General features: G+C 58.4%; 19 protein-coding genes. 11 read left to right on the top strand and 8 right to left on the bottom strand.

Annotated elements, in window-relative coordinates:
* Positions 1–24: 24 nt before the first annotated feature.
* The 4 genes from AC2FFP_RS19285 to AC2FFP_RS19270 all read right to left on the bottom strand — a co-directional run bounded on the left by AC2FFP_RS19285 (position 25) and on the right by AC2FFP_RS19270 (position 4,825).
* Positions 25–1,224 carry a DsbA family protein gene (locus AC2FFP_RS19285; protein WP_496844249.1) on the bottom strand — a complete coding sequence of 400 codons (1,200 nt, stop codon included), beginning with the start codon at positions 1,222–1,224 and terminating at the stop codon, positions 25–27.
* Positions 1,225–1,398: 174 nt separating this feature from the next.
* Positions 1,399–2,868, bottom strand: coding sequence for a carboxypeptidase M32 (locus AC2FFP_RS19280; RefSeq protein ID WP_496764643.1), 1,470 nt, complete (start codon positions 2,866–2,868; stop codon positions 1,399–1,401).
* 5 nt (positions 2,869–2,873) lie between these two features.
* On the bottom strand, positions 2,874–4,019 hold the full coding sequence (ctaA, locus tag AC2FFP_RS19275; RefSeq protein ID WP_058271772.1) for a heme A synthase: 1,146 nt from the start codon (positions 4,017–4,019) through the stop codon (positions 2,874–2,876).
* Positions 4,020–4,081: 62 nt separating this feature from the next.
* Positions 4,082–4,825 carry an RNA methyltransferase gene (locus tag AC2FFP_RS19270; protein WP_496844248.1) on the bottom strand — a complete coding sequence of 248 codons (744 nt, stop codon included), beginning with the start codon at positions 4,823–4,825 and terminating at the stop codon, positions 4,082–4,084.
* 153 nt (positions 4,826–4,978) lie between these two features.
* Between AC2FFP_RS19270 and AC2FFP_RS19265 the strand changes: the two genes are divergently transcribed.
* The 4 genes from AC2FFP_RS19265 (at position 4,979) to AC2FFP_RS19250 (ending at position 8,203) form a co-directional block, all read left to right on the top strand.
* On the top strand, positions 4,979–5,599 hold the full coding sequence (locus tag AC2FFP_RS19265) for a thiamine phosphate synthase (RefSeq protein ID WP_496844246.1): 621 nt from the start codon (positions 4,979–4,981) through the stop codon (positions 5,597–5,599).
* A 54-nt stretch (positions 5,600–5,653) separates the two neighbouring features.
* Positions 5,654–6,547: a PfkB family carbohydrate kinase gene (locus tag AC2FFP_RS19260; RefSeq protein ID WP_113790158.1), complete on the top strand. Its 894-nt coding sequence runs from the start codon at positions 5,654–5,656 to the stop codon at positions 6,545–6,547.
* On the top strand, positions 6,544–7,449 hold the full coding sequence (locus AC2FFP_RS19255) for a pseudouridine-5'-phosphate glycosidase (RefSeq protein ID WP_496844245.1): 906 nt from the start codon (positions 6,544–6,546) through the stop codon (positions 7,447–7,449). Before AC2FFP_RS19260 ends, AC2FFP_RS19255 begins: the two co-directional genes overlap by 4 nt.
* Positions 7,450–7,525: 76 nt before the next feature.
* Positions 7,526–8,203: a DUF502 domain-containing protein gene (locus AC2FFP_RS19250; protein ID WP_058278068.1), complete on the top strand. Its 678-nt coding sequence runs from the start codon at positions 7,526–7,528 to the stop codon at positions 8,201–8,203.
* Here AC2FFP_RS19250 and AC2FFP_RS19245 read toward each other — a convergent pair whose 3' ends face one another.
* Together AC2FFP_RS19245 and AC2FFP_RS19240 are read right to left on the bottom strand one after the other, a co-directional pair.
* Positions 8,204–9,232: a patatin-like phospholipase family protein gene (locus AC2FFP_RS19245; protein WP_496765341.1), complete on the bottom strand. Its 1,029-nt coding sequence runs from the start codon at positions 9,230–9,232 to the stop codon at positions 8,204–8,206.
* A gap of 61 nt (positions 9,233–9,293) precedes the next feature.
* Entirely contained in the window at positions 9,294–10,067 is a 774-nt protein-coding gene (locus AC2FFP_RS19240) for a 3-hydroxybutyrate dehydrogenase (protein WP_496881381.1), read from the bottom strand.
* A gap of 293 nt (positions 10,068–10,360) precedes the next feature.
* Between AC2FFP_RS19240 and AC2FFP_RS19235 the strand changes: the two genes are divergently transcribed.
* Positions 10,361–12,175, top strand: coding sequence for an extracellular solute-binding protein (locus AC2FFP_RS19235; RefSeq protein ID WP_496764633.1), 1,815 nt, complete (start codon positions 10,361–10,363; stop codon positions 12,173–12,175).
* 468 nt (positions 12,176–12,643) lie between these two features.
* Positions 12,644–12,880: a hypothetical protein gene (locus tag AC2FFP_RS19230; protein WP_496723024.1), complete on the top strand. Its 237-nt coding sequence runs from the start codon at positions 12,644–12,646 to the stop codon at positions 12,878–12,880.
* Here AC2FFP_RS19230 and AC2FFP_RS19225 read toward each other — a convergent pair.
* Positions 12,869–13,492, bottom strand: a complete 624-nt coding sequence (locus AC2FFP_RS19225) for a helix-turn-helix domain-containing protein (RefSeq protein ID WP_058271780.1) — start codon at positions 13,490–13,492, stop codon at positions 12,869–12,871. The two genes, AC2FFP_RS19230 and AC2FFP_RS19225, sit on opposite strands and share 12 nt — an antisense overlap.
* A gap of 65 nt (positions 13,493–13,557) precedes the next feature.
* On the opposite strand from AC2FFP_RS19225, the gene AC2FFP_RS19220 reads away from it, so the two are divergent.
* From AC2FFP_RS19220 to AC2FFP_RS19200, 5 genes are all read left to right on the top strand, one after another.
* Entirely contained in the window at positions 13,558–15,075 is a 1,518-nt protein-coding gene (locus AC2FFP_RS19220; protein ID WP_496881380.1) for a class I adenylate-forming enzyme family protein, read from the top strand.
* Positions 15,072–15,731 carry a DsbA family oxidoreductase gene (locus tag AC2FFP_RS19215; RefSeq protein WP_496764628.1) on the top strand — a complete coding sequence of 220 codons (660 nt, stop codon included), beginning with the start codon at positions 15,072–15,074 and terminating at the stop codon, positions 15,729–15,731. The genes AC2FFP_RS19220 and AC2FFP_RS19215 overlap by 4 nt, the downstream gene beginning before the upstream one ends.
* Positions 15,732–15,806: 75 nt before the next feature.
* The gene (locus AC2FFP_RS19210) at positions 15,807–17,015 is read left to right on the top strand and encodes an MFS transporter (RefSeq protein ID WP_496844243.1); all 1,209 of its coding nucleotides are present in this window, start codon (positions 15,807–15,809) and stop codon (positions 17,013–17,015) included.
* Between the two features lie 57 nt (positions 17,016–17,072).
* Complete coding sequence (locus AC2FFP_RS19205; RefSeq protein ID WP_496881379.1) at positions 17,073–18,737, top strand: tetratricopeptide repeat protein; 1,665 nt, start codon at positions 17,073–17,075, stop codon at positions 18,735–18,737.
* The gene (locus AC2FFP_RS19200) at positions 18,734–19,387 is read left to right on the top strand and encodes an SH3 domain-containing protein (RefSeq protein WP_496779099.1); all 654 of its coding nucleotides are present in this window, start codon (positions 18,734–18,736) and stop codon (positions 19,385–19,387) included. Before AC2FFP_RS19205 ends, AC2FFP_RS19200 begins: the two co-directional genes overlap by 4 nt.
* Here the strand turns inward: AC2FFP_RS19200 and mfd are convergent.
* The gene (mfd, locus tag AC2FFP_RS19195) at positions 19,384–22,842 is read right to left on the bottom strand and encodes a transcription-repair coupling factor (RefSeq protein ID WP_496881378.1); all 3,459 of its coding nucleotides are present in this window, start codon (positions 22,840–22,842) and stop codon (positions 19,384–19,386) included. The two genes, AC2FFP_RS19200 and mfd, sit on opposite strands and share 4 nt — an antisense overlap.
* Positions 22,843–22,854 lie beyond the last annotated feature (12 nt).

Below are 22,854 nucleotides of genomic sequence, written 5' to 3'. Positions count from 1 at the left end.
CAGGTCCATAACATTATTCAGGCGCTACACTTTCGGGTGTGGCGCCTTTTTATTTATCAAAAGGTCTTCGACCGCCCAAAGGCGATCCTGTCCCCAGACACTTTCCCCGGCGACACGGAAACTTGGGACACCCCATAGCCCGATCTCTTGCAGGCGGTCCTGATTGACCGCTACCCGATCTCTCCAATGATCCGAGCTAACGTGCGGTTTCGCACTCTGCCAATCCAACCCCGCGTTTTCGACGATAATCCGAAGCCCACGATCGGTTGCAGCATTTAGACCCTTTGACCAGACGCCGCGCAGGAAGGCGGAACAGAACTCAGGCAGTTTTTCCTGCGCTTCGGCATAATCCAGTAAGGCATAGCCACGCTCGACTCCTTTGCCCAAAGGATCACAGATACGCCCAAACGGGATCCCCAACCGCCGCGCTTCGCGCACGCAATCATAAAGGATGTAGGAGGACTTGGGTGGAGGGACGGGTAAGCCTCGCATCAACATTGGCAAAACCGGCCTCAGAACCAGCCGTGCGTTGTAATGGCGTGCCAAGTCGACGGCCCGGTCAAATGCCAGATACGAATAAGGGCTGCGGAAAGAAAAGAAGAACTCAATCTCCTGATCTTTAGACTTCTCTTGGTCCAGTTGCACTGAAGGCAAAGGCACTATCGGTGACGATCCGCTTCCCAGACCCACGTGCAGCAACCGATTTTCGAGGTAATGAAGACGATCAACGCCCCAATACCATTCACCATCGTTGTGAAACGTTCCGCCGAGATAGTGACCCAAAGCTGAAAGTTGCTGGTCACCATCCTCGATCAGCGCAGCCGGTAAGGGGTGATCAGACGACGAAAAGCCCTTTCCCGACCAAAGATCTTCGCTGATACCTCGGACATTTTTAACAAAGCTCTCATTCGTCAGTTCGGCTGCCATCTGTTTTTCCGCAATTGCAATGAAAGCCTCGTCAGGAACTGCGCCTTCAGGAGGGCTGAGACCAAGCTTTCGGGCCAGCCTTGCCGCATCTTTGATAGCATTTTGCCGATGTGCTGCCGGGTCCGGCAAAGCCTCGGCCGGAGGGCCCGAAATCAGATGTGGGCGTAGCTCGATATCATAGGTGTCTCGAAACTGCTGTAAGACCTGTGCGGTGAGGTGACAGTATGGGTCGGAAACATCATGGAAATATTGGACAACGCGCGGCCGGTTCAGCACCTGATGCTTTGCCTCCAACACGCGCCTACGCGCCACCAGGCGCGTGTTGCTGGTCAGAATTGACGCTAAGTGTGGTTTGACATGTGTTGCAAAGAACAAGGTGGTTCCTTTGGTAAAACCGTTCGAACCACCCTACCCTCATTCAGGTCAAAACCAATGCACCTACACGGCAACTTGACGAAACGTTTTCTGACCTCAGAGCCCGTATAACCCGCCAAATTTCTGTTCCAGATACCCGAGTAACGGGTCAGGTCCGGGTTCCATACCGCTTGCACGCTGAATGGTCTCGCGTGGAGCGTAAAGCCCGCCATGTTGCTGCACATTCTCGTGCAGCCAATCGGTTGCGCCTGACGTGTCACCTGCTGCCAGTTGCGCATCCAGTTCCGGCACAGCGTTCCGCAACGCTTGGTAAAGGCATCCTGCATAGACATTGCCCAGCGAATAGGTTGGGAAATAACCAAACAGACCCACTGACCAGTGCACATCCTGCAGACATCCGTTCGAAGGTTTGTCGACCGCATATCCGAAATCCGCCTTGAAACGGTCGTTCCACGCGGCCTCAAGATCATCCACTTGGAGGTCACCGGCCATCAGCGCGCGTTCCAGATCAAAGCGCAGCATGATGTGGAGGTTGTATTGCACCTCATCCGCCTCGGTGCGGATATAACCGTTGTGAACACCGTTGACCGTTGCATAGAACGTATCCGCGTCGGTGATGCCAAAATCGCCAAACGCGTCTTTCATTTGGCCAAACAGCCAACCGGTAAAGGCTCGGGATCGGCCCAGTTGGTTCTCGTAAATCCGGCTTTGGCTTTCATGCACACCCATCGACACACCCCGCCCCAAAGGCGTCAGGGCGTAGGCTGGATCAATCCCTTGTTCATAGGCGGCATGGCCGACCTCGTGAATCGTCGAATAGAAACAATTGAACGGATCGGTTTCACTTGTCCGGGTGGTGATCCGAACATCCGAGCCACTGCCCGAGCTGAACGGGTGAACAGCCTTGTCGATGCGGCCTGTATTCAGGTCATACCCGAAAGTGGTTGCCAGTTTTTCCGACAATTGCATCTGTTTCAGCTCATCGAAACTCCCCGTCAAAGCCTGAGGCGCAGATTTTTCCAGAACAGCGGCGCGCAGTGCTACCAGACGCGGGCGCATCTGGTCAAAGATTTCGGCGATTTGCGATCCGGTTGTGTAAGGCTCATAATCCTCGACCATCGCGTCGTAGATATTGCCACCCTGCGCCAGTGCAGCGCCTTCTTCACGCTTTAGCGCCACGACCTCATCCAGCACGGGCAAGAAAGCGGCGACATCTTCGTCTGCGCGGGCCTGCGCCCAGGTTCCCTGTGCTGCTGACGTCACGCGCGCAATGGCCGTTGCCAAATCGGCAGGCACCTTGACCGTCCGTTCATAGGACCGGCGGATTTCGCGCAATTGCGCCTGACCGACCTGGTCCTGAGGGTCGGCTTGTTCCAGCCATTCAGCCACACGGGAATCGGATCGGCGCGCGTGCAAAACCGCTTCAATCGCTGCCATTTCCTCGGCCCGCTGCGACGCGGCCCCCCGGGGCATCACCGTTTCCTGATCCCAGCCCAAACGCCCGGCAATTTCGCCAAGAGCTGAGGTTTCGCGCTGAAATGCCGTCAAATCGTCATATGCACTCATGGAATTCAGGCTCCGCGCAAAGAGGTTGCTATTGGGTAAGCGGTCAGGAACCGCGCCCGCAGGATAAGGGTCCAGACGACGACGGCCATGAACTGGTGGAAGATGGCGATCTGCCACGGGGCTGCGTAGATCACGGTCGCGATCCCAATCACCACCTGTAGCGAAAGCGCTGCGAAGGCCGCGTTGAAGGCAAAGCGAGTTTGCGGATGTGCACTAGTGCTGCCGCGCCGCCAGACGACGATGCCGAAGATGAACAGCAGATAGCCCGCGCAACGGTGGATGAACTGGACCAAACCCGGGCTTTCAAAGAAATTGCGCCACATCGGTTCGAGCATCGTCATGTCAGGCGGCAGAAGCTGACCACCGATCAGCGGCCAATCGGTATAAGACCGCCCGGCGTCGATCCCGGCGACAAGCGCACCAATGAGTATTTGCAAAAAGGCGAAATGCATCAACCCGGTGGATAGCGAGAACAATTTCGCCTCTTTGGCGCGTCGGGCCTGCATCAGGTCACGTTCGTCGCGGCCCAGCTCAAAGATGTACCATGCAAGGAAGCCGAGAATTACAAAAGCCAGCCCCAGATGAATCGCCAGACGATAGCTGGCCACAGCAATCATCCCCTCGCCCTGTGTCACGCCCGAGGCGACCATCCACCAACCGACTGCACCCTGAACACCGCCCAAAAGGCCCGGAATCAACAACTTACCGGTCCAGCCGGTTGGTATTTTCCGCGCGATAAGGAAGCCAAAGAAGCCAAGAGCCCAGACCAGCCCAATCACGCGCCCTAGCTGACGATGGCCCCATTCCCACCAGTAGATGGATTTGAAGTCACCCAGCTCCATCCATTGGTTCTGAATGCGCCACTGGTCGATTTGCTTGTATTTGTCGAACTCGGCTTGCCAGTCCGCCTCATTCATCGGCGGGATGGCCCCGGTAATCGGCCGCCACTCGGTGATCGACAACCCGCTGTCAGTCAGGCGGGTCAGCCCGCCCACAGCGATCATGACGACCACCAGCGCAAACAGGATCATCAGCCAGGCGCGAATGGCCTTGCGCGCACCCCCGCGGCCACGATCGATCATACCCGGTTGAACGGCTTGTTGTTTTTCAGTGTCTGAGACGTCTTCGAAGATGCTGCGCTTACCGCTCATGCTGTCCTCTTGTGCCTTGGATTTTGTCGCAAGCTAGGGTGAAGCGGAACATAGGTCCAGCCTCAGCCATTGTCTTTCCAGCGGACCATCTGACGCATGATCCCGTGCAACATCTGCACATCGGACCGGGTCATCCGCATACGGGACCACAGATTACGCAGATTGGTCTTCATGCCTTCGGCCTTTTCCGGTGGGTAGAAGAAGCCCGCTTCTTCCAGCCGGTCTTCATAGTGTTCGACCAGTTTCTCGACCTCGATACCCGTGGCCCAGTCGCCCTTGCCCAGATCGGTGGCCTCATGAACCACATCGCCGGTTTGGCGCATCCACTCATAGGCGGTCAGCAACACGCACTGCCCAAGGTTTAGCGAGGCGTATTCCGGGTTTACCGGAACCGAGATGATCGCGTTTGCCTTAGCGATGTCTTCGTTTTCGAGCCCTGCGCGTTCCGGGCCAAACAGAACACAGACCTTTTCACCAGCAGCAACCTTTTCGGCAGCCAATTGCATTGCGCGTTCCGGGCTGTAGACCGGCTTTGTCAATCCACGCTGCCGCGCCGTCGTCGCAAAAACAAAAGTGCTGTCGGATAGCGCACCGGCCAGATCGTCATACAGCTGCGCCTCATCCAACAGACGCCCGGCGCCGCTGGACATCGCCACAGCCTTGGGGTTCGGCCATCCGTCCCGAGGTGCTACGATCCGCATCCGATCCAGCCCGAAATTCCACATCGCCCGCGCGGCGGCACCGATGTTTTCACCCATCTGCGGGCGCACAAGCACGAATGAGGGCTGAGATTTATCGCTGGGCATGGCTGTCTCCGAAAGTTCCGCCTGCTCTAATCTGCGCGCACAGGCAGGGCAAGCCATCCGCGCCTTCATTTGGGCCGGAAACCAGCATAAAAGTTTGCTTCCCCGCCGCAATCCGCTAAACCGCGCAAAAGACTGAAAGCGAAGGACGCGCCAATGGACACCCCCGAGCAGCCGCAGATTTACCTGATTACGCCACCGACCATCGAACTGAGCACCTTTACGAACCGTTTGGCCAGCGTGTTGGACGGGGCAGAGATCGCTTGTATCCGATTGGCGCTGGCTGGTGGAGATGAAGACACGATCGCCCGCGCGGCGGATGCCTGCCGTGAGGTTGCGCATGCGCGCGATGTGGCGCTGGTGATCTCGAACCATGTTCTGCTGGCGCAGCGGTTGGGGCTGGACGGGGTGCATCTGGATGACGCCGCGCGCTCGGTCCGGTTTGCACGAAAGGAATTGGGCGCGGAAGCCATCGTTGGCAGCTTTTGCGGTGCGTCCAGCCATGACGGCATGTCTGCTGGCGAGGCCGGTGCGGACTATGTCGCCTTTGGACCAGTGGGCGCGTCAACGCTGGGTGATGGCACAATCGCCGAAATGGATCTGTTCCAGTGGTGGTCTGAGACGATCGAAGTTCCAGTCGTTGCCGAGGGTGGCCTGAATCCCGACTTGGTTCGCGATCTGGCCCCCTGCACCGATTTCTTCGGAATTGGGGACGAGATTTGGTCACAGGATGACCCTCTGGCCGCGCTGAAGGATCTGACTGACGCGATGCGCTGATCGGTGCGAGCGTTAACGCTTGCACCTTCGCCGGGGCTGCGGCATGACGACGACATGACTCAGAACAGCGACATCCTTTGTATCGGCTCGGTTCTTTGGGACGTGATTGGCCGGTCCGCCAGCGCCATGCGGCAGGGCTCGGACGTGCCGGGGCGGATCACCCGCCTGCCCGGCGGCGTGGCCATGAACATCGCCATGACGCTTGTGCGCTTTGGCATGACCCCCACCTTGCTGACCGCCATCGGGCGCGATCCCGAGGGAGATGAATTGGCAAACGCCTGTTCCCGACTAGGCATGGTGACGGATCACATTTACCGTTCGCAGGATTTGCCGACCGATCGTTACATGGCGGTCGAAGGGGCCAACGGCTTGATAGCAGCCATCGCTGATGCGCATTCGCTTGAAGCCGCGGGTGCCAAAATCCTGCGTCCACTGATGCACGGGCCGCTAGGGTACGAAAACGAGCCGTTCGAAGGCCCAATCGCGCTGGACGGGAACCTGACCCTGAACTTGCTTGAGGAAATCGCCCAAAGCCCCGCCTTTGCGCGCGCCGATCTGCGTGTGGCACCGGCCTCGCCCGGTAAAGCCGAACGTTTGCTGCCGTTCCTGAAACATGCGCGGGCCACGCTGTATGTGAACCTCGAAGAAGCCGGCATCCTGTGCCAGCGCGAATTCAAGGATTCCGAAAGCGCCGCCAAAGGCCTGCTGGATCGCGGCGCGCTGCGGGTGTTGGTCACCGACGGCGGAAGCTCGGCCACGGTTGGTAATGCGGATGAAATCCTGACCCAAACACCACCGTCCGTTTTGGTTACCCGCGTAACCGGCGCAGGCGACACATTCATGGCGGCCCACATCGCCTCAGAATCCGACGGAGCATCGAGCGAAGAGGCCCTGGCCCGCGCTTTGCACGCCGCCGCAACATACGTATCCGGAGAAACCCCACTGTGATCGACATTCAATATTCCGCCGAAGTCCGTGCTGCCAAGGACGCAGGCCAGCCTATCGTGGCACTGGAAAGCACCATCATCACCCACGGGATGCCTTACCCTCAGAACATCGAGGTTGCGGCACAGGTCGAACAGGACATCCGCGACGCGGGCGCAATTCCGGCAACCATGGCCGTGATCAAAGGCAAACTGCATGTGGGCCTTGAGGCTGATGAGCTGAAAGCGTTGGGTCAGGCGCAGGGCGTCGCCAAGCTGTCGCGCGCAGATATGGCCGCCTGCATGGCGACCGGCGGCACTGGCGCAACCACAGTCGCTGCGACGATGATTGCCGCCCATTATGCCGGGATTGAAGTGTTTGCCACCGGTGGCATTGGCGGCGTTCATCAGGGTGCCGAGACGACCTTTGATATCTCAGCCGATCTGCATGAGCTGGCCCAGTCTCCGGTTACAGTTGTGGCTGCGGGCGCAAAAGCCATCCTCGATCTGGCAAAAACGCTCGAGGTTTTGGAAACGCTGGGCGTTCCGGTCATCGCCTACGGGCAGGACGAATTCCCGGCCTTCTGGTCGGCCAAATCCCCTTATGCCGCGCCCCTGCGAATGGACAGTGCCGAGGACATCGCCACGGCGCACGCCACACGCCGCGCGCTTGGCTTGCCCGGCGGCCAGCTTGTTGCCAACCCAATTCCGACCGCCGATCAGATCCCGGCCGAAGAACTGGCTCCCATCATTGCATCGGCACAGGCCGACGCAGATACACACCGGATCAGCGGCAAAGGCGTCACGCCGTACCTGCTGCAACGGATTTACGAACAGACCGAAGGGCGTTCGCTGACGGCCAACATCGCCTTGGTCCGCAACAACGCCCGACTGGCGGCCGGAATTGCTCGGGCGCTGTCCGACTGAACCGATTGACATAAGCCTATTGTACCAAGGCACCCAACTGCTTAACTAATTCGGCAGAAAACCGCTCAGGACCGCAATGAACACGCCATTTGACGAAGAACCACATCGCCGCCCGGGCCTGTTTTCGCGACTGCGCGCGTCTTTCCTGACGGGCATCGTCGTGATTGCGCCGGTGTGGCTGACCATTTGGCTGATCTGGTCCGTGGTTGGCTGGATCGACAGTGCGGTACTGCCCATAATTCCACAACGGTTCCAGCCGCAGGAATATGTGGGCATCAACCTGCGCGGTGTCGGCGTTGTCATCTTCCTGATCTTCACTGTTCTGGTCGGATGGATCGCCAAAGGTATTCTGGGCCGGTCCCTGATCCAAATTGCCGAAAGCCTTGTCAGCCGGATGCCCGTTGTTCGATCCGTCTATTCCGGGATCAAACAGATCTCGGAAACGGTGTTTGCCCAGACTGAACGGTCATTCGAAAAAGCATGCCTGATCCAATACCCCCGCCGCGGCATCTGGGCAATCGGTTTCGTCTCTACCGCGGCAAAAGGCGAAGTCAGCGAGCGGGCTGAAACCGGGGGTGAACTGCTAGGTGTCTTCGTCCCGACCACGCCCAACCCGACCTCTGGCTTCCTATTGTTCTTCCCGGCCGAGGACGTGATCCTGTTGGATATGACAATCGAGGACGCCGCGAAGTTGGTGATTTCCGCAGGCCTTGTTTACCCCAACGAAAAAGACCCGACGCAGCCGCCCGAGTGATCAGCCAAACATCTCGGGCAGGTCGACGGTGCTGCGTGCGCCAAGATCGGCTTTGTGATCGCCGATGAACCGATGCGCCGCGGCGCGCCCGGCGTCCTTCAGCTTGTGCAGGATCACAGGGTTGGGAACCGTCTTGGTCGCCACAGACAGATCATTCATCAATTCGTCATCCGCAATCATGTGGACAAATACGCGGCTCATCTCTCCGGCCGTCAGCTTGCCGTCCGCCAACAGACGCTGAACAAAATTGATCGCCCGCAACTCGCGAAACAGGGATGAGTTAAAGCTGATCTCGTTGATCCGGTTCTGGATCTGCTGCGGAGTTTTTGGCACCTCATCGCGCTCAAGCGGGTTGATGTTCACGACCACGACGTCTTCAGGCAAATCACTGTTAAACAAAGGATAAAGCGCCGGGTTTCCAGTGTAACCACCATCCCAATATGCCTCGGTCCGGCCCGAGCTGGGGTCAAATATCTCGACGGCCTGAAACAGGCTAGGCAGGCAGGCCGAGGCCAAAATGGCATCCGTTGAAATCTCTTCCCCGGTGAACACCCGGATCTTGCCGCTGCGCACACAGGTCGCGCAGACAAACAACAGGGGTCCCTGATCCGTGCAAATCTCATCAAAGTTGAACCGATCGACAACCGGTTCCAGAGGATTGCGGTAAAACGGACCATAAGCATATGGCGACACTAGCCGCGACCAGGCATCACCAACCGAGAATGGCAGCGAATACTCCATCGACTGGGCAATCTGCGCAGGCTCCAGCGCCTGCATCCAGTTGGCAAGGCGCATATCACCCACCGCGCCCATCCGTGCCCATAGCCCGTCCAGACTGGCCCGTGCGCCATCACGTCCGTTGTGCACCATCCCGGATTTGAAAGCAGCGCCATTCAGCGCCCCGGCCGAGGTCCCAGTGATGGCCGCGACCTCGATATCCTCTTCGTCCAGCAGCCTGTCCAGAACGCCCCAGGTAAAGGCACCGTGCGCACCCCCACCCTGCAAAGCCAGATTGATCCGTTTCACTATTCCACCCCTTCATCTTTTTCAAAATACTCCGGGGGTGCGGGGGCAACGCCCCCGTGAAACCTCACAACGCTGTCCAACCGCCATCGACCGAGATCGTGGTCCCGGTGATCTGTGCTGCCGCATCCGAGCACAGGAAGATCGCGGTGCCACCCAATTGCTCGACCGTGGCGAATTCTTTCGAAGGTTGCCGTTCAAGCATCACGTTCTTGATCACGTCCTCACGGCTCATGCCGTATTCCTTCATGGTTCCTGGGATCTGTGCCTCGACCAATGGTGTCAGGACGTATCCCGGGCAGATCGCATTGCATGTGATCGGCTCCTGCGCAGTCTCCAGCGCCACGGTTTTGGTCATGCCAACCACGCCGTGTTTTGCCGCGACATAGGCCGCCTTGAACGGAGACGCTGTTAACCCGTGTGCCGAGGCGATATTCACAATACGTCCCCACCCGGCTTTGCGCATCATTGGCAGCGCCGCGGCCATCGTATGAAAAGTCGAGTTCATATTGATCGCGATGATCGCATCCCACTTTTCGACCGGAAATTGATCAACCGGCGCAACATGCTGAATGCCCGCGTTGTTCACCAGAATATCACATGCCCCCGCCTTTTCGATCAGCGCGCGGCATTCTTCACCCTTAGACATGTCCGCCTTGATAAAGCGTGCGCTGGTCCCGGTCTCTTTCGAAATCTCAGCGGCCAGCGCATGATCTTCGTCGCGGTCGGTAAATGAATTCAGCACCACGTTAGCCCCGGCCTTCGCCAGCTCGCGCGCGACGCCTAATCCGATCCCTGAATTCGATCCGGTGATAATGGCTGTTTTTCCCGAAAGGCTCATGGCCGAACTCCCACAAAGTCAACTTTGGCGACACAGTGCCATGCTGCAGCTGCAAAGAAAACGGGGAAACATTCGGGCGACGCATCCTACGTCAGATCCGGACAAAAAAAACGCCCGCACGAAGCGGGCGTTAAGTTATTGAGGCAGGTTTCATACAGGCAAGAAACCTATCGAGCAGTGCATCCTTTATAAGCAATTTCTTGTGTTCGTCCAAGCTAAAAGTTTGAAAACAAGAAAAATCATAGCTACGATGAATCCCAACAAAATAAGGCCAGAGCAGGATTGTTTCCAAAATGAGCCCCGATTTTCTACGCCCCGTTCGCCCATTGATCGCGGGAATCACTGCACTTTTGAGCACGTCAATTGCTTATGCAGAATCGACCCATGGCATAGCTATGTATGGTGACCCCGCCTTACCACCGGATTTTGTGTCCCTGCCCTACGCAAATCCGGACGCGCCAAAAGGCGGGAAAGTCGTGTTCGGAAATACGGGCGGCTATAACAGTTTGAACCCGTTCGTGCAAAAAGGCAGCTCGCCCTGGCAATTGCGATTTTGGACCCACGAGGGCCTGATGGGCCGATCCTGGGACGAACCTTTCACTCTTTACGGGCTGTTAGCCGAATCAGTTGAGACAGCGCCGGACCGGTCCTGGGTCGAATTCACCCTGCGTGAGAACGCAGAATTCTCGGATGGTACACCAGTCACAGTGGATGATGTCATCTGGTCGTATGAGACTTTGGGAACCGAAGGCCACCTGCGTTATCGCGGGCTGTGGAGTAAGATTGACAGTATCGAACAGACCGGTCCCCGCTCGGTGCGCATCACCTTTAACGAACCCGACCGCGAGCTTGCCCTGATCGCCGGCCTGCGCCCGATCCTGCAGAAAGCCCAGTGGGAAGGTAAAGATTTTGCCAATGCCGGGTTGCATGACATTCCGGTCGGGACCGGGCCCTACGTCGTCGACAGCTATGAGGCCGGTAGATACGTGAACCTTAAGCGGAACCCGGATTATTGGGGCACTGACATCCCCTTCCGTAAAGGCACCATGAATTTGGACGAAATGCGGATCGAGTTCTACGGCGACGGCACTGTTCTGTTCGAGGCCTTCAAAGCCGGAGAACTGACCGCGGTACGTGAATTCAATGCCGACAAATGGGCCAACCAATACAATTTCCCGGCCGTCCAGCGTGGTGATGTGGTCAAGACCGAGATCCCGCACGGCAAGCCCTCGGGCATGACCGGGTTTGTCATGAACACCCGCAAAGCACCGTTTGACGACTGGCGTGTCCGCGAGGCGCTGACGCTGGCGTTCAATTTCGAATTCATCAACGACACGATTACCGGCAACGCGCAGCCGCGTATCTCATCCTATTTCTCGGGCTCGGACCTTGCGATGCAGCCCCGTCCGGCAAGTGGTCGCGTCGAAGAGCTGCTGATGGAATTCAAGGACGACCTGCCTCCGGGAACGCTTGAAGGCTATACATTGCCGGAAAGTGACGGATCGGCCCGCAATCGTTCGAACATCCGCGCCGCCACCAAACTGTTGGCCGAGGCTGGCTGGACCATCCAGGACGGCGTGCTGCGTAACGAAAACGGCGATGCCTTTACCGTGACCGTGTTGCTGCAACAGGGCGACACCGAAAGCGAAACGGCAATCGAGATCTACACGCGCGCACTGGAACGTCTTGGCATCGCGGTGAGCACCGAGCAGGTCGACAGCGCCCAGTTCACCAGCCGTACATCCGAGTTGGATTTCGACATGACCTATTTCCGTCGTGCGTTGTCCCTGTCACCCGGCAACGAGCAGCGCCTCTACTGGGGCAGCGAAAACGCGAATACTCCGGGCACGCGCAATTTGATGGGGGTGGCTTCACCCGCTGTGGACGGAATGATTGACGCCATGCTGGCCTCGGAAAGTCATGAGGATTTCGTTGCTGCAACGCGCGCGCTTGATCGTGTATTGACCGCCGGGCGCTATGTCATTCCGATCTGGAACTTTGATGTAGGCAGGATCGCCCACGCCAAGGAACTCAAGCAGCCGGAAAACTTGCCGATCTATGGCGATGGGCCAGAATACATGCCGCAGGTTTGGTGGTACGAACAGTAACGGGTCACGCGCAGCACCAAAGGGACGTGGGCGGAAATCGGCGCACAGCCTATTGGCACCGCATATTGCGGGTCGAGTTTTTGGTGCGCCAACATGTTGCAATTGCCCCAACGTCAAGTGCTCCCCTAAAAAACTCACACAAAAAGCTTTACTGAACTGGGTTTAGCGATATAGCTTGTGCATAAGCTGCAGTACGCTGCACGAATTGATTATTGCTTTGAATTTCAAAACGTAACTCTTCGTCCGGTGCGCAGCACATCGAATTTACGGACCGGCCTCCACTCACTCAAAATCAGGTCCGTCTGCCCGTTGCGGATAGGCTGCAACGGGCACTTTCGACCCCGACAAAAATCAAACCGCCTCCCGACCTCGGGTGCGACATTTTGTCATGCCCGAACGCCCTCACCACCTTCGTACGCTGGTTCTTGGGACGAGCGGTTTGAAACCATGAAAACGGAAAGCTGTCTAATGTTGAAATGGACCGATCTGACGCAAGACCTGGACGCAATGTATACGCGCGCCAAACGGAGATTTCCGAACCTGCGGGATCAGGACATGGTGCGGTTAAGCCAAGACCGCAAATGTTTCGAAGCGTATCTGGCCGAACGCCATCAACTGACTATGAACGAAGCCCACGAAGAGCTTGAGGACTTTTTGTTCACGGAAGGTTTGAACCGCGAATTCAGCCGGTCGTTAAGTAAGTGATGTTACCCACAGGATCATTGCATCTTCGTCGCTGACCGAGATTACATTGTGCCCCATGCTCCCGTCGTAATAGGCGCTGTCGCCGCGGCGCATTTCGACTGGTTCATAAAACTCGGTGTAAAGGCGCACAACACCCGTCAAGACATACAAGAACTCTTCGCCGTCGTGGCGGACCCAGCCGTCGAACTCATCCATTGACCGCGCGCGGACACGGGCCCGATAAGGCAACATCTGCTTTTTGGTCAGCGTTTCGGCAAGCAGTTCATGTTCATAGGTGGTTGTGGGATGGGCAGACCCTTCGCCCATGCGCGTCACGGCCATCCGACCGATCACCTGGTCCCGCTGTGGCGCCGTAAACAGCTGCGGCACGGAGATCTCAAGACCGGTCGCAAGCTTTTTCAGCGCGTCATAGGTGGGCGACATCTGACCATTTTCGATCTTGCTGAGCGTAGAACGTGCCAGACCAGCCTGCGTGGCCGCCTGTTCAAGCGTCCATTTCCGCGCTTTCCGCAGCTCGCGCACACGCGCGCCGAGGTCCAGTGGTTCAACTTCCGTATGTTCGCCCGAGTCCCGGGCAATGCGGATCAGAGATGTCTGGTCTTGGGTGCTCATGCGTCATTCTATAGGCGCAGCCCGCCGTGCTTGCAACGCAGCAGTGGTCGCGCTAGCCAGTTGCCATGCTTTCTATTTTTGATCAGGGGCCGCCGCCGGCCTGCCCGTCTCCGTTCAATCTGGCAGCGCATGTACTGCGCTGTGCGGACAGGCTTTCGGACAAGACCGCCCTGTCTGTTCTAGGGTCCTCGGATACCGAGCATTGGACGTATAGCGAGTTGCAGCAGGCCATTCTGGGAACTGGCACAGGGTTGTTGAATGCCGGTTTGAAGCCCGGCGATATCGCGTTGATGCGGCTTGGAAACACGGTCGATTTCCCGATTGCCTATCTCGGAGCGATTGCTGTCGGCATCGTCCCGGTCCCAACGTCATCGCAGCTGACCGAGCCGGAAACAGAGCGCATGATCAACGATCTCAGACCTGCCGCCATTCTGCGTGACCCACAGGTTGCGTGCGCCGCGCATCCGGTTCAGATTGACCTGTCCGATTTGGCCGGAATGCGTGATCTGCCTGCTGCAGAATATCAAATGGGCGACCCGGAACGGATGGCCTATGTCGTCTATACTTCGGGCACATCGGGAAAACCGAGGGCTGTGGCCCACGCCCATCGTGCCATCTGGGCGCGTCAGATGATGGTGGATGGCTGGTACGGGCTGCGTGAAACCGATCGCCTGTGTCACGCAGGCGCGTTCAACTGGACCTATACCTTGGGCACCGGTCTGATGGATCCGTGGACCATTGGCGCAACGGCTCTTATCCCTGCGCCGGGCACCGATCTGGACGCTCTACCTGCCCTGCTACGCCATCATCAAGCTACCATCTTTGCGGCAGCACCGGGCGTATTCCGTAAGGTGGTGAGCTCAACAGACGACGTCGACCTGCCGGAATTGCGGCATGGGTTATGCGCCGGAGAAAAACTGTCACGGCATCTGCATGAACAGTGGACGCAAGCGACCGGCACTGAACTCTACGAGGCCTATGGCATGTCAGAGTGTTCGACTTTCATTTCGTCCAGCCCGGCGCATCCAGCGCGGTCCGATGCATTGGGCCAACCGCAGCCTGGCCGCCGTGTGGCTATCCTGGGACCTGACGGTCCCGTACCTCAGGGTCAGGAAGGCACCATTGCCATACACAGGTCCGACCCCGGTCTGATGCTGACCTATCTCAACGCCCCGGACGAGGCCGAAGCCCGGATGCAGGACGACTGGTTCCTGACCGGCGATCAAGGGGCCATGGCCGTGGATGGCCAGATCACCTATCTGGGTCGCGATGACGATATGATGAATGCGGGCGGCTATAGGGTGTCACCGGTTGAGGTCGAGGCGGCGCTGTCCCGGTATCCCGGCATCGCGCAGGTCGGAGCTGCGGCAGTCGAGGTCAAACAGGACACATTTGTGATAGCAGCCTTCTATACAGGACCGGAAAAGCTGGACGACAACGCCCTGCGTAATTATGTCGAGGCAAATCTGGCGCGCTATAAGCAACCGCGCGCCTTTATCCATCTGCCTGACCTGCCCACCGGCGGGAACGGGAAACTTCTGCGCCGGGCGCTGCCGGCCTATTTCAAGGCGACCAACCCATGACCGAGACCGTCAAGCTTGATATCATGTCCGACCCGATTTGCCCGTGGTGCTATATCGGCAAAACCCATCTGGACAAGGCGCTCGCGGCGATCCCGGACCATCCGTTTGTGATCGAATGGCATCCGTTCCAGTTGAACCCCGACATGCCGGATGCCGGGATGGATCGCCGCGAGTATCTCGAACGCAAGTTCGGGGGCAAGGAAGGCGCGGTGCGTGCCTATGCTCCGGTCGTTGATCATGCCGAGAACGCAGGCCTTAAGATCGACTTCGAAGGCATGGAGCGCACGCCCAACACACTGGACGCGCACCGCCTGATCCATTGGGCCGGGATTGAAGGCAAACAGAACGCCGTAGTCGATGCGTTGTTCGATGCCTATTTCGTGCAGGCCCGCGATATCGGCGATCATGAGGTTCTGGCCGATATTGCCGACAATGCGGGAATGGACGCAGCGGTCGTGCTGAAACTGCTGAAATCCGACGCGGACCGCGAGGATATCAGCAACCGTGACAGCCATTCCAGGAAGATGGGCGTCAGCTCTGTCCCGACGTTCATCGTTGCCAATCAACATGCCGTCCCCGGGGCGCAACCCCCTGAAATGTGGGAAAAAGCGATTGCTGAAATCATGTCTCAACTTGAGGCTTCCGCCGCAAATTAGCACAGACCTCTGTGCAATTTGACACCTAGCGTCAACTGATTTGCCGTGATAGCGCGAACAGATCAGGAGGGCGTTATGGCCAATCGCATGTCACGGGGTGAGTTCATAGCACTTGTCGCAATGATGTTTGCGACGATCGCGTTTTCGATCGATTCCATGTTGCCTGCGCTGCCAAATATCGGCGCGCAACTCAGCCCCGACGACGTCAACAAAGCCCAGCTGATCCTAACCTCGTTTGTGTTGGGCATGGGGATTGGCACGTTTTTTACCGGGCCGCTGTCGGACGCCTTTGGCCGCAAACCAGTGATCTATGTCGGATCGGCACTGTATATCATTGCAGCGGCGGCTGCCTGGGCCAGTTCATCACTCGAAATGCTATTGGTCGCCCGTATCTTCCAGGGGATCGGATGTGCGGCCCCGCGCGTGGTGGCCATGGCGATTATTCGCGATCTGTATTCGGGCCGAGAGATGGCGCGGATTGTATCGATTGCGATGATGATCTTCACCCTGGTCCCTGCGATCGCGCCAATGCTTGGTGCCGGAGTGATCGCACTGACCGGATGGCGGGGTATCTTTGCCTCATTCATCCTGTTCTCACTAATCACCATCGTCTGGATGGGCCTGCGCCTTCCGGAACCCCTGTCGGTCGAGAACCGTCGCCCGCTGCGCCTGCCCCTTATACTGGACGCCGCACGCCAGATGTTCACACATCCAACTGTCCGACTGTCGATCTTGGTTCAGACATTGTGTCTGGGTATGTTGTTCACCATGCTGACGATGGTTCAACCGGTCTACGATGTCATCCACGACAGTGCCGACAGTTTTCCGTTCTGGTTCGGGTTCGTGGCGTTGATGGCGGGCTCAGCCAGCCTTTTAAACGCGGCCCTTGTTATCAAATTGGGCATGCGCCGGATCGTGACATGGGCGTTGGGCGCGCAGGTCCTCTTTACCACAGCTGTCATCGCCCTGAATGCGGCAGACCTTTCGCCCACCATGTCTTTCGCCGTTTTCGTAGGCTGGCAAACGGCAGTCTTCTTTATGGCAGGCATGACTATGGGCAACCTGAACGCCATCGCGATGGAGCCAATGGGCCATATCGCGGGCATGGCAGCCTCGGTGATCGGAGCGATCTCGACCGTGTTTGCAGCCGCGATTGCGGCCCCCATCGGGCAGATGTTCGACGGGTCTATCACCCCGCTGGCTGTTGGCATCCTGGCCATGAGCGCCGCGGGCTTCGGCCTGATGCTGCATATGGGGCGGATCGAAAACAGGCTTCCAGCCTGATCTGTGCAGGAACGGTGAATCAGGCTAACATCTGCTCAATATGAGTGGAGTTTTTCAGTGAGCGACTACTACGATCTTGGCGCATATTCCAGTCCGATAACGACGGCCTCAGCAGACGCACAGCTTTGGTTCGACCGAGGGCTGAATTGGACCTACGGCTATAACCACGACGAAGCGGTTGTGTGTTTTCAGCGCGCGCTTGAGTTTGACCCTGACTGCGCGATGGCCCACTGGGGCGTGGCTTATGCTGCAGGGCCAAACTACAACCTTCCTTGGAACTTGCTGGATGACCGCGGGCAACGAAAGGCGCTGGCACTGGCCTATGATGCCACGCAGAAAGCCGTGGCTTTGGCCGAAGGGTGCAGCCCGACGGAACAGGCGCTGATCCGCGCCCTGCCCGCGCGGTATCCACAGCGCGATCCTGTCGACGACATGCATAGCTGGGATCACGATTTTGCCGCCGCGATGCGCGTCGCCTTTGCAGAGCAGTCGGGTCACCTCGATCTGCGCACCATCTATGTCGAGTCTCTGCTCAACCTGACCCCCTGGCAGATGTGGGACCTGAAAACCGGTAAACCCGCTGAGGGCGCCGCGACTCTGGAAGCACAAAAAGCCCTGGAAGACGCGATGGCAGACGATCCGGCGGCGATGTCGCACCCGGGTCTGTTGCACCTCTATGTCCACTTGATGGAAATGTCGCCCACACCGGAAAAGGCGCTGAAGGCCGGGGATATCCTGCGCACTCTGGTTCCCGATGCAGGGCATTTGGTGCATATGCCAACCCATATCGACGTGTTGTGCGGGCACTATCAGAACGTCGTTCACTGGAATGAAAAGGCGACCGTGGCTGACTTGAAGTATTATGAGCGCGAAGGCGCGTTCAACATCTACACAGGCTATCGCCAGCACGACTATCATTTTGCCATCTACGGCGCGCTGTTTCTGGGTCAGATGGAACCCGCCCTGCGTGCCAATCAGGGCATCTGGGACACCACCCCCGAAGAGATGCTGCGCACGGAAAGCCCGCCCATGGCGGATTTCTTCGAAAGCTACATGTCGATGGGGCCGCATATCCTGATCCGGTTTGGCCGGTGGGAAGAAGCAAAGGCCCTGACCTTGCCCGATGATCAGGATCTCTACCGCACTGTCACCGCAACCACCCATTACGCACGTGCAGTCGCCTATGCGGCCACAGGTGAGGTGCCCGAAGCAGAGGCCGAAGAGCAACTGTTCCTTGCCGCCAAGGATCGGGTTCCGGAAACCCGGCTGCTGCACAACAACCGCGTGATCGACTTGCTGGACATCGCCCGCGAAATGCTGCGGGGCGAGATTGAGTATCGCAAAGGCAACTATGATGCTGCTTTCGCCCATCTGAGGCGCTCTGTCGAATTGGACGACACGCTGCCCTACGACGAGCCTTGGGGTTGGATGCAACCCGCGCGCCACGCGCTTGGTGCGTTGTTGTACGAACAGGGCCGCGTGCCCGAGGCCGAAGCAGTGTATCGCGAAGATCTAGGGCTTGGCGGCACTCTGAGCCGCGCCTCAATCCACCCCGACAATGTCTGGAGTTTAAAGGGCCTGCATGATTGTCTGAAAGCACGCGGTGAGACAGTTGAGATCAAATTGATCAAACAACGTCTTGATCTGGCGCTTGCCCGCGCTGACCGGGCCGTCGGGGCCTCGTGTTTTTGCGCGCAGGCAGCAATGAAGGCCGCAGAATGATCCGTGCAGTTATGTTGTCGCTGCTTTTTTGTGGCCCAGCCCTGGCTGACCGGCAGTCATTTCCGCCGGTCGATGAAGCAGAACGCGATCCTACCCTTGTGGCCTTTCGGGAGAGTTTGTTGGCGAGCGTGGCCGCACGTGATACCGACACCGTTATCGCAGCTGCTTGCCCGGACATCTACCTCAGCCATGGCGGAAGCGGTGGGCCCGGGGAATTCCTTGAATACCTCGGCCCGGAAAACAGCTCTCTAGAAGACCAGAGCCGCGAAGCCTATTGGAGCGATCTGGAAACCACCCTGTCCCAACCGGGCTATTTCGACGACGAGGGCGAGTTTTGGATGCCGCATCAATGGCAGATCACCTTGCCTGCCTCATTGGACCCTTACGTGGCCTACTTTGTCACCGGTGAGAACGTCAGTCTTCGGCAAGCCGCCGAACCAGGCTCCCCAGCGCTGAGCCTCATCAGCTACGAGATCGTCATCGTCCCGACCCATCGAGACGGTGCCGACTATCAACCGGTGATGCTGACTGACGGCACGCGGGGATTCATGCACGGCGACTTTCTATGGCCCATGACAGGTCACCGCGCCGCGCTTGTGAAATCGGACGCGGGCGAATGGCAATTGTGCACTTTCGTCAGCGGAGACTAGGCTTTCGCCTTTTTCTTCTTCGCTGCCATGACCTTTTCCGCCAGATCGCGGGCGATGGCAAATGCGCCTTTGATCTTGTCGCTGTCCTTCTTCCAATCGCGTCTGACGACGATCTTGTTGTCCTTGACCTTGGCCAAACCGCGCTGGTTCTGAATGAACTCTACCAAACCCTCCGGCGAGGCGAACTTGTCGTTGTGAAACTGGATTGTCGCGCCCTTCGGCCCGCCATCCAGTTTTGCAATCCCTGCGCGTTTGCACATCGCCTTGATGCGCACGACCAGCATCAGGGTGTTTACCTCTTTCGGCAGCGTGCCGAACCGGTCGATCAGTTCTGCGGCAAAACCTTCCAGCTCGACCTTGGTCGAAAGCGACGACAAGCGACGATAAAGCCCAAGGCGCACATCCAGATCGGGCACGTAATCTTCGGGGATCAGAACCGGCACGCCCAGATTGATCTGTGGCGCCCATTGATCGTCGGCTTCAGACAGCCCTTCCATTTCACCGGCTTTGATCTTGGCAATCGCCTCTTCCAGCATCGATTGATAGAGCTCATAGCCAACATCGCGCATCTGGCCGGACTGTTCCTCACCCAGCAGGTTGCCCGCACCACGAATGTCCAGGTCCTGCGATGCGAGCGTGAACCCGGCCCCCAGAGTATCCAGCGAGCCCAAAACCCGCAGGCGCTTTTCGGCTGTCGCCGTCAGTTTCTGACGCGGTTTGGTGGTCAGGTACGCATAGGCACGGGTTTTGGAGCGACCCACCCGGCCTCGGATCTGATAAAGCTGAGCCAGCCCGAACATATCTGCCCGGTGCACGACCATCGTGTTGGCGGTTGGAATATCCAGCCCGCTCTCCACAATCGTGGTCGCCAGAAGCACGTCGTACTTGCCGTCATAAAAAGCGTTCATTCGGTCGTCGAGTTCACCCGCCGCCATTTGCCCATGCGCCACCATATAAGTCAGCTCGGGCAGTTGTTCCTTTAGGAATTCTTCGATCTCTGGCAGGTCCGAGATGCGGGGAACAACGTAGAAGCTCTGCCCGCCTCGATAGTGTTCGCGCAGCAGGGCTTCGCGTATGGTCACGGCGTCGAATTCGCTGACATACGTGCGAATGGCAAGACGATCGATAGGCGGCGTGCCGATAATCGACAGGTCGCGCACGCCGGTCAGCGACAGCTGCAGCGTCCGTGGGATCGGCGTGGCGGTCAAGGTCAGCACGTGAATGTCGCTGCGCAGCTGTTTCAGGCGTTCCTTGTGACCGACGCCAAAATGCTGTTCTTCGTCGATGATCAACAGGCCCAGATTGTTGAACCGGATACCCTTGGCCAGCAACGCATGGGTGCCGATCACGATGTCGACGGTCCCGCGCGCCATACCATCACGGGTCTGCTGTGCATCTTTCGCGGACACAAACCGCGACAGCTGCCGCACTTCCAGCGGAAAGCCCCGGAACCGTTCCTTGAAACTGGCCGCGTGCTGACGCGCCAGCAATGTGGTCGGTGCAATCACGGCCACCTGAACACCGGACATCGCGGCGACAAAGGCCGCGCGCATGGCAACCTCGGTTTTGCCAAAGCCCACGTCACCACAGATCAACCGATCCATCGGTGCGCCGGAATGGATGTCCTCCATCACCTCGGAAATCGCGCGCAGCTGGTCGTCGGTTTCCTGATATGGAAAGCGGGCGCTGAACTCCTCCCACGCGTGGGGCGGTGGATCCATGACCGGAGCTTTGCGCAAAGCGCGTTCAGCGGCGATACGGATCAGCTTGTCCGCCACCTCGCGGATGCGTTCTTTCAGCTTGGCTTTCTTAGCCTGCCACGCACCTCCACCCAAGCGGTCCAGCAGACCTTCGTCATGGCCGTATTTCGACAGCAGCTCGATGTTCTCAACCGGCAGATACAGCTTGGACTGTTCTGCATATTCCAGCAGCAGGCATTCATGCGCAGCACCGGCCGCCGTGACCACCTCCATCCCCATGTACCGCCCGATCCCGTGGTCGACGTGAACCACCAGATCGCCTGGGCTGAGCGACTGGGTTTCGGTCAGGAAATTCTCGGCCTTGCGGCGCTTCTTGGGCTGGCGGATAAGGCGGTCACCCAGCACGTCCTGCTCGGCGATCACGGTCAGACCGGACGTTTCAAAACCGTGCTCAAGCGCCCAGACCGCCAGATGCAATCCGCGTTTGCCAATCCGGGTGCCATCGGTGACGGGGATGGCTTCGGCCAGACCTTCATCCTCGATCAAGCCGGTCAGGCGCTCTCGTGCCCCTTCGGAATAAGACGCAATCAAGACGGGCCCCTTGGCCATCTTGTCGGTAATATGGCTTGCCAAAGCACCAAACAGGCTGATGTTTTCTTGCTGCCGCTCTGGTGCGAAATTGCGGCCGATCCGCCCACCTGCATCGATCACACCGGGACCGCTGGCCTGGGGCAGCGGGCTGAACTGCATCACCCGCCTGTCCGCGACCGCCTGCTCCCATGCGGCATCGTCCAGATAGAGCAACCCAGGTGGTGTTGGCTTATAAACCGTGTCCATGCGCGAACGGTTTTCCAGCGCCAGACGCCGCGTTTCATACTGATCGGCAATTGTATCCCAGCGGGCAAGCCGCGTGGGTGTCACCTGATCATCCACAGTGATCGTCGCATCCGGCAGATAATCGAACAGGGTTTCCAGCTTTTCGTGGAAGAATGGCAGCCAGTGTTCGATGCCCTGATGCTTGCGGCCCGCGCTGATCGCCTCATACAGCGGATCATCGGTGCCCGCGGCACCAAATTCGATGCGATAGTTTTGGCGGAACCGCGTTATGGCGGCGTCATCCAGAATGACCTCGGACACCGGGGCCAATTCGACAACATCCAGCTTTTCGGTCGTGCGTTGCGAGACCGGATCGAACCGGCGCGCGCCGTCCAACACGTCTCCGAACAGATCCAAACGTACGGGACCGGATTCGCCCGGAGGGAAAATGTCGATGATACCGCCACGAACCGCATAGTCGCCCGGCTCCATCACCGTCGGACTTTGCGTGAACCCCATGCGTACAAGGAAGTTCCGCAGCGCCGTTTCGTCGACGCGGTGATTCACGCGAGCGGTAAAGGCCGCCTCGCGCAGCACATCTCGCGCAGGCACTCGCTGGGTCGCGGCGTTCAGCGTGGTCAGCAGGACAAACCGTTCCGGCATCTGATGCACCAATGCCGCCAAAGTCGCCACACGCGCCGCCGCAATGTCGGCGTTGGGTGACACCCGGTCATATGGCAGGCAGTCCCACCCCGGGAACACAAAGACCGGCATATCGGGGGCAAAGAAGGCCAGTGCGGCCCGCATTGCCTCCATCCGTTTGTCATCACGCGCGACGTGGCAGACCGGCCCGCCAACGCGCGCGATCTCATTCAGAACAAGCTGTGCGTCAAACCCTTCGGGAGCGCCGCCAACCGTCACATGGTTCGGAGCTGTCATCGCATTGCCTTT

The sequence above is a fragment of the Ruegeria sp. YTSC004 genome, assembly GCF_059609805.1.
The sequence above is the reverse complement of the archived record's forward strand: the minus strand, read 5'-3'. Positions and strand labels throughout refer to the sequence as shown.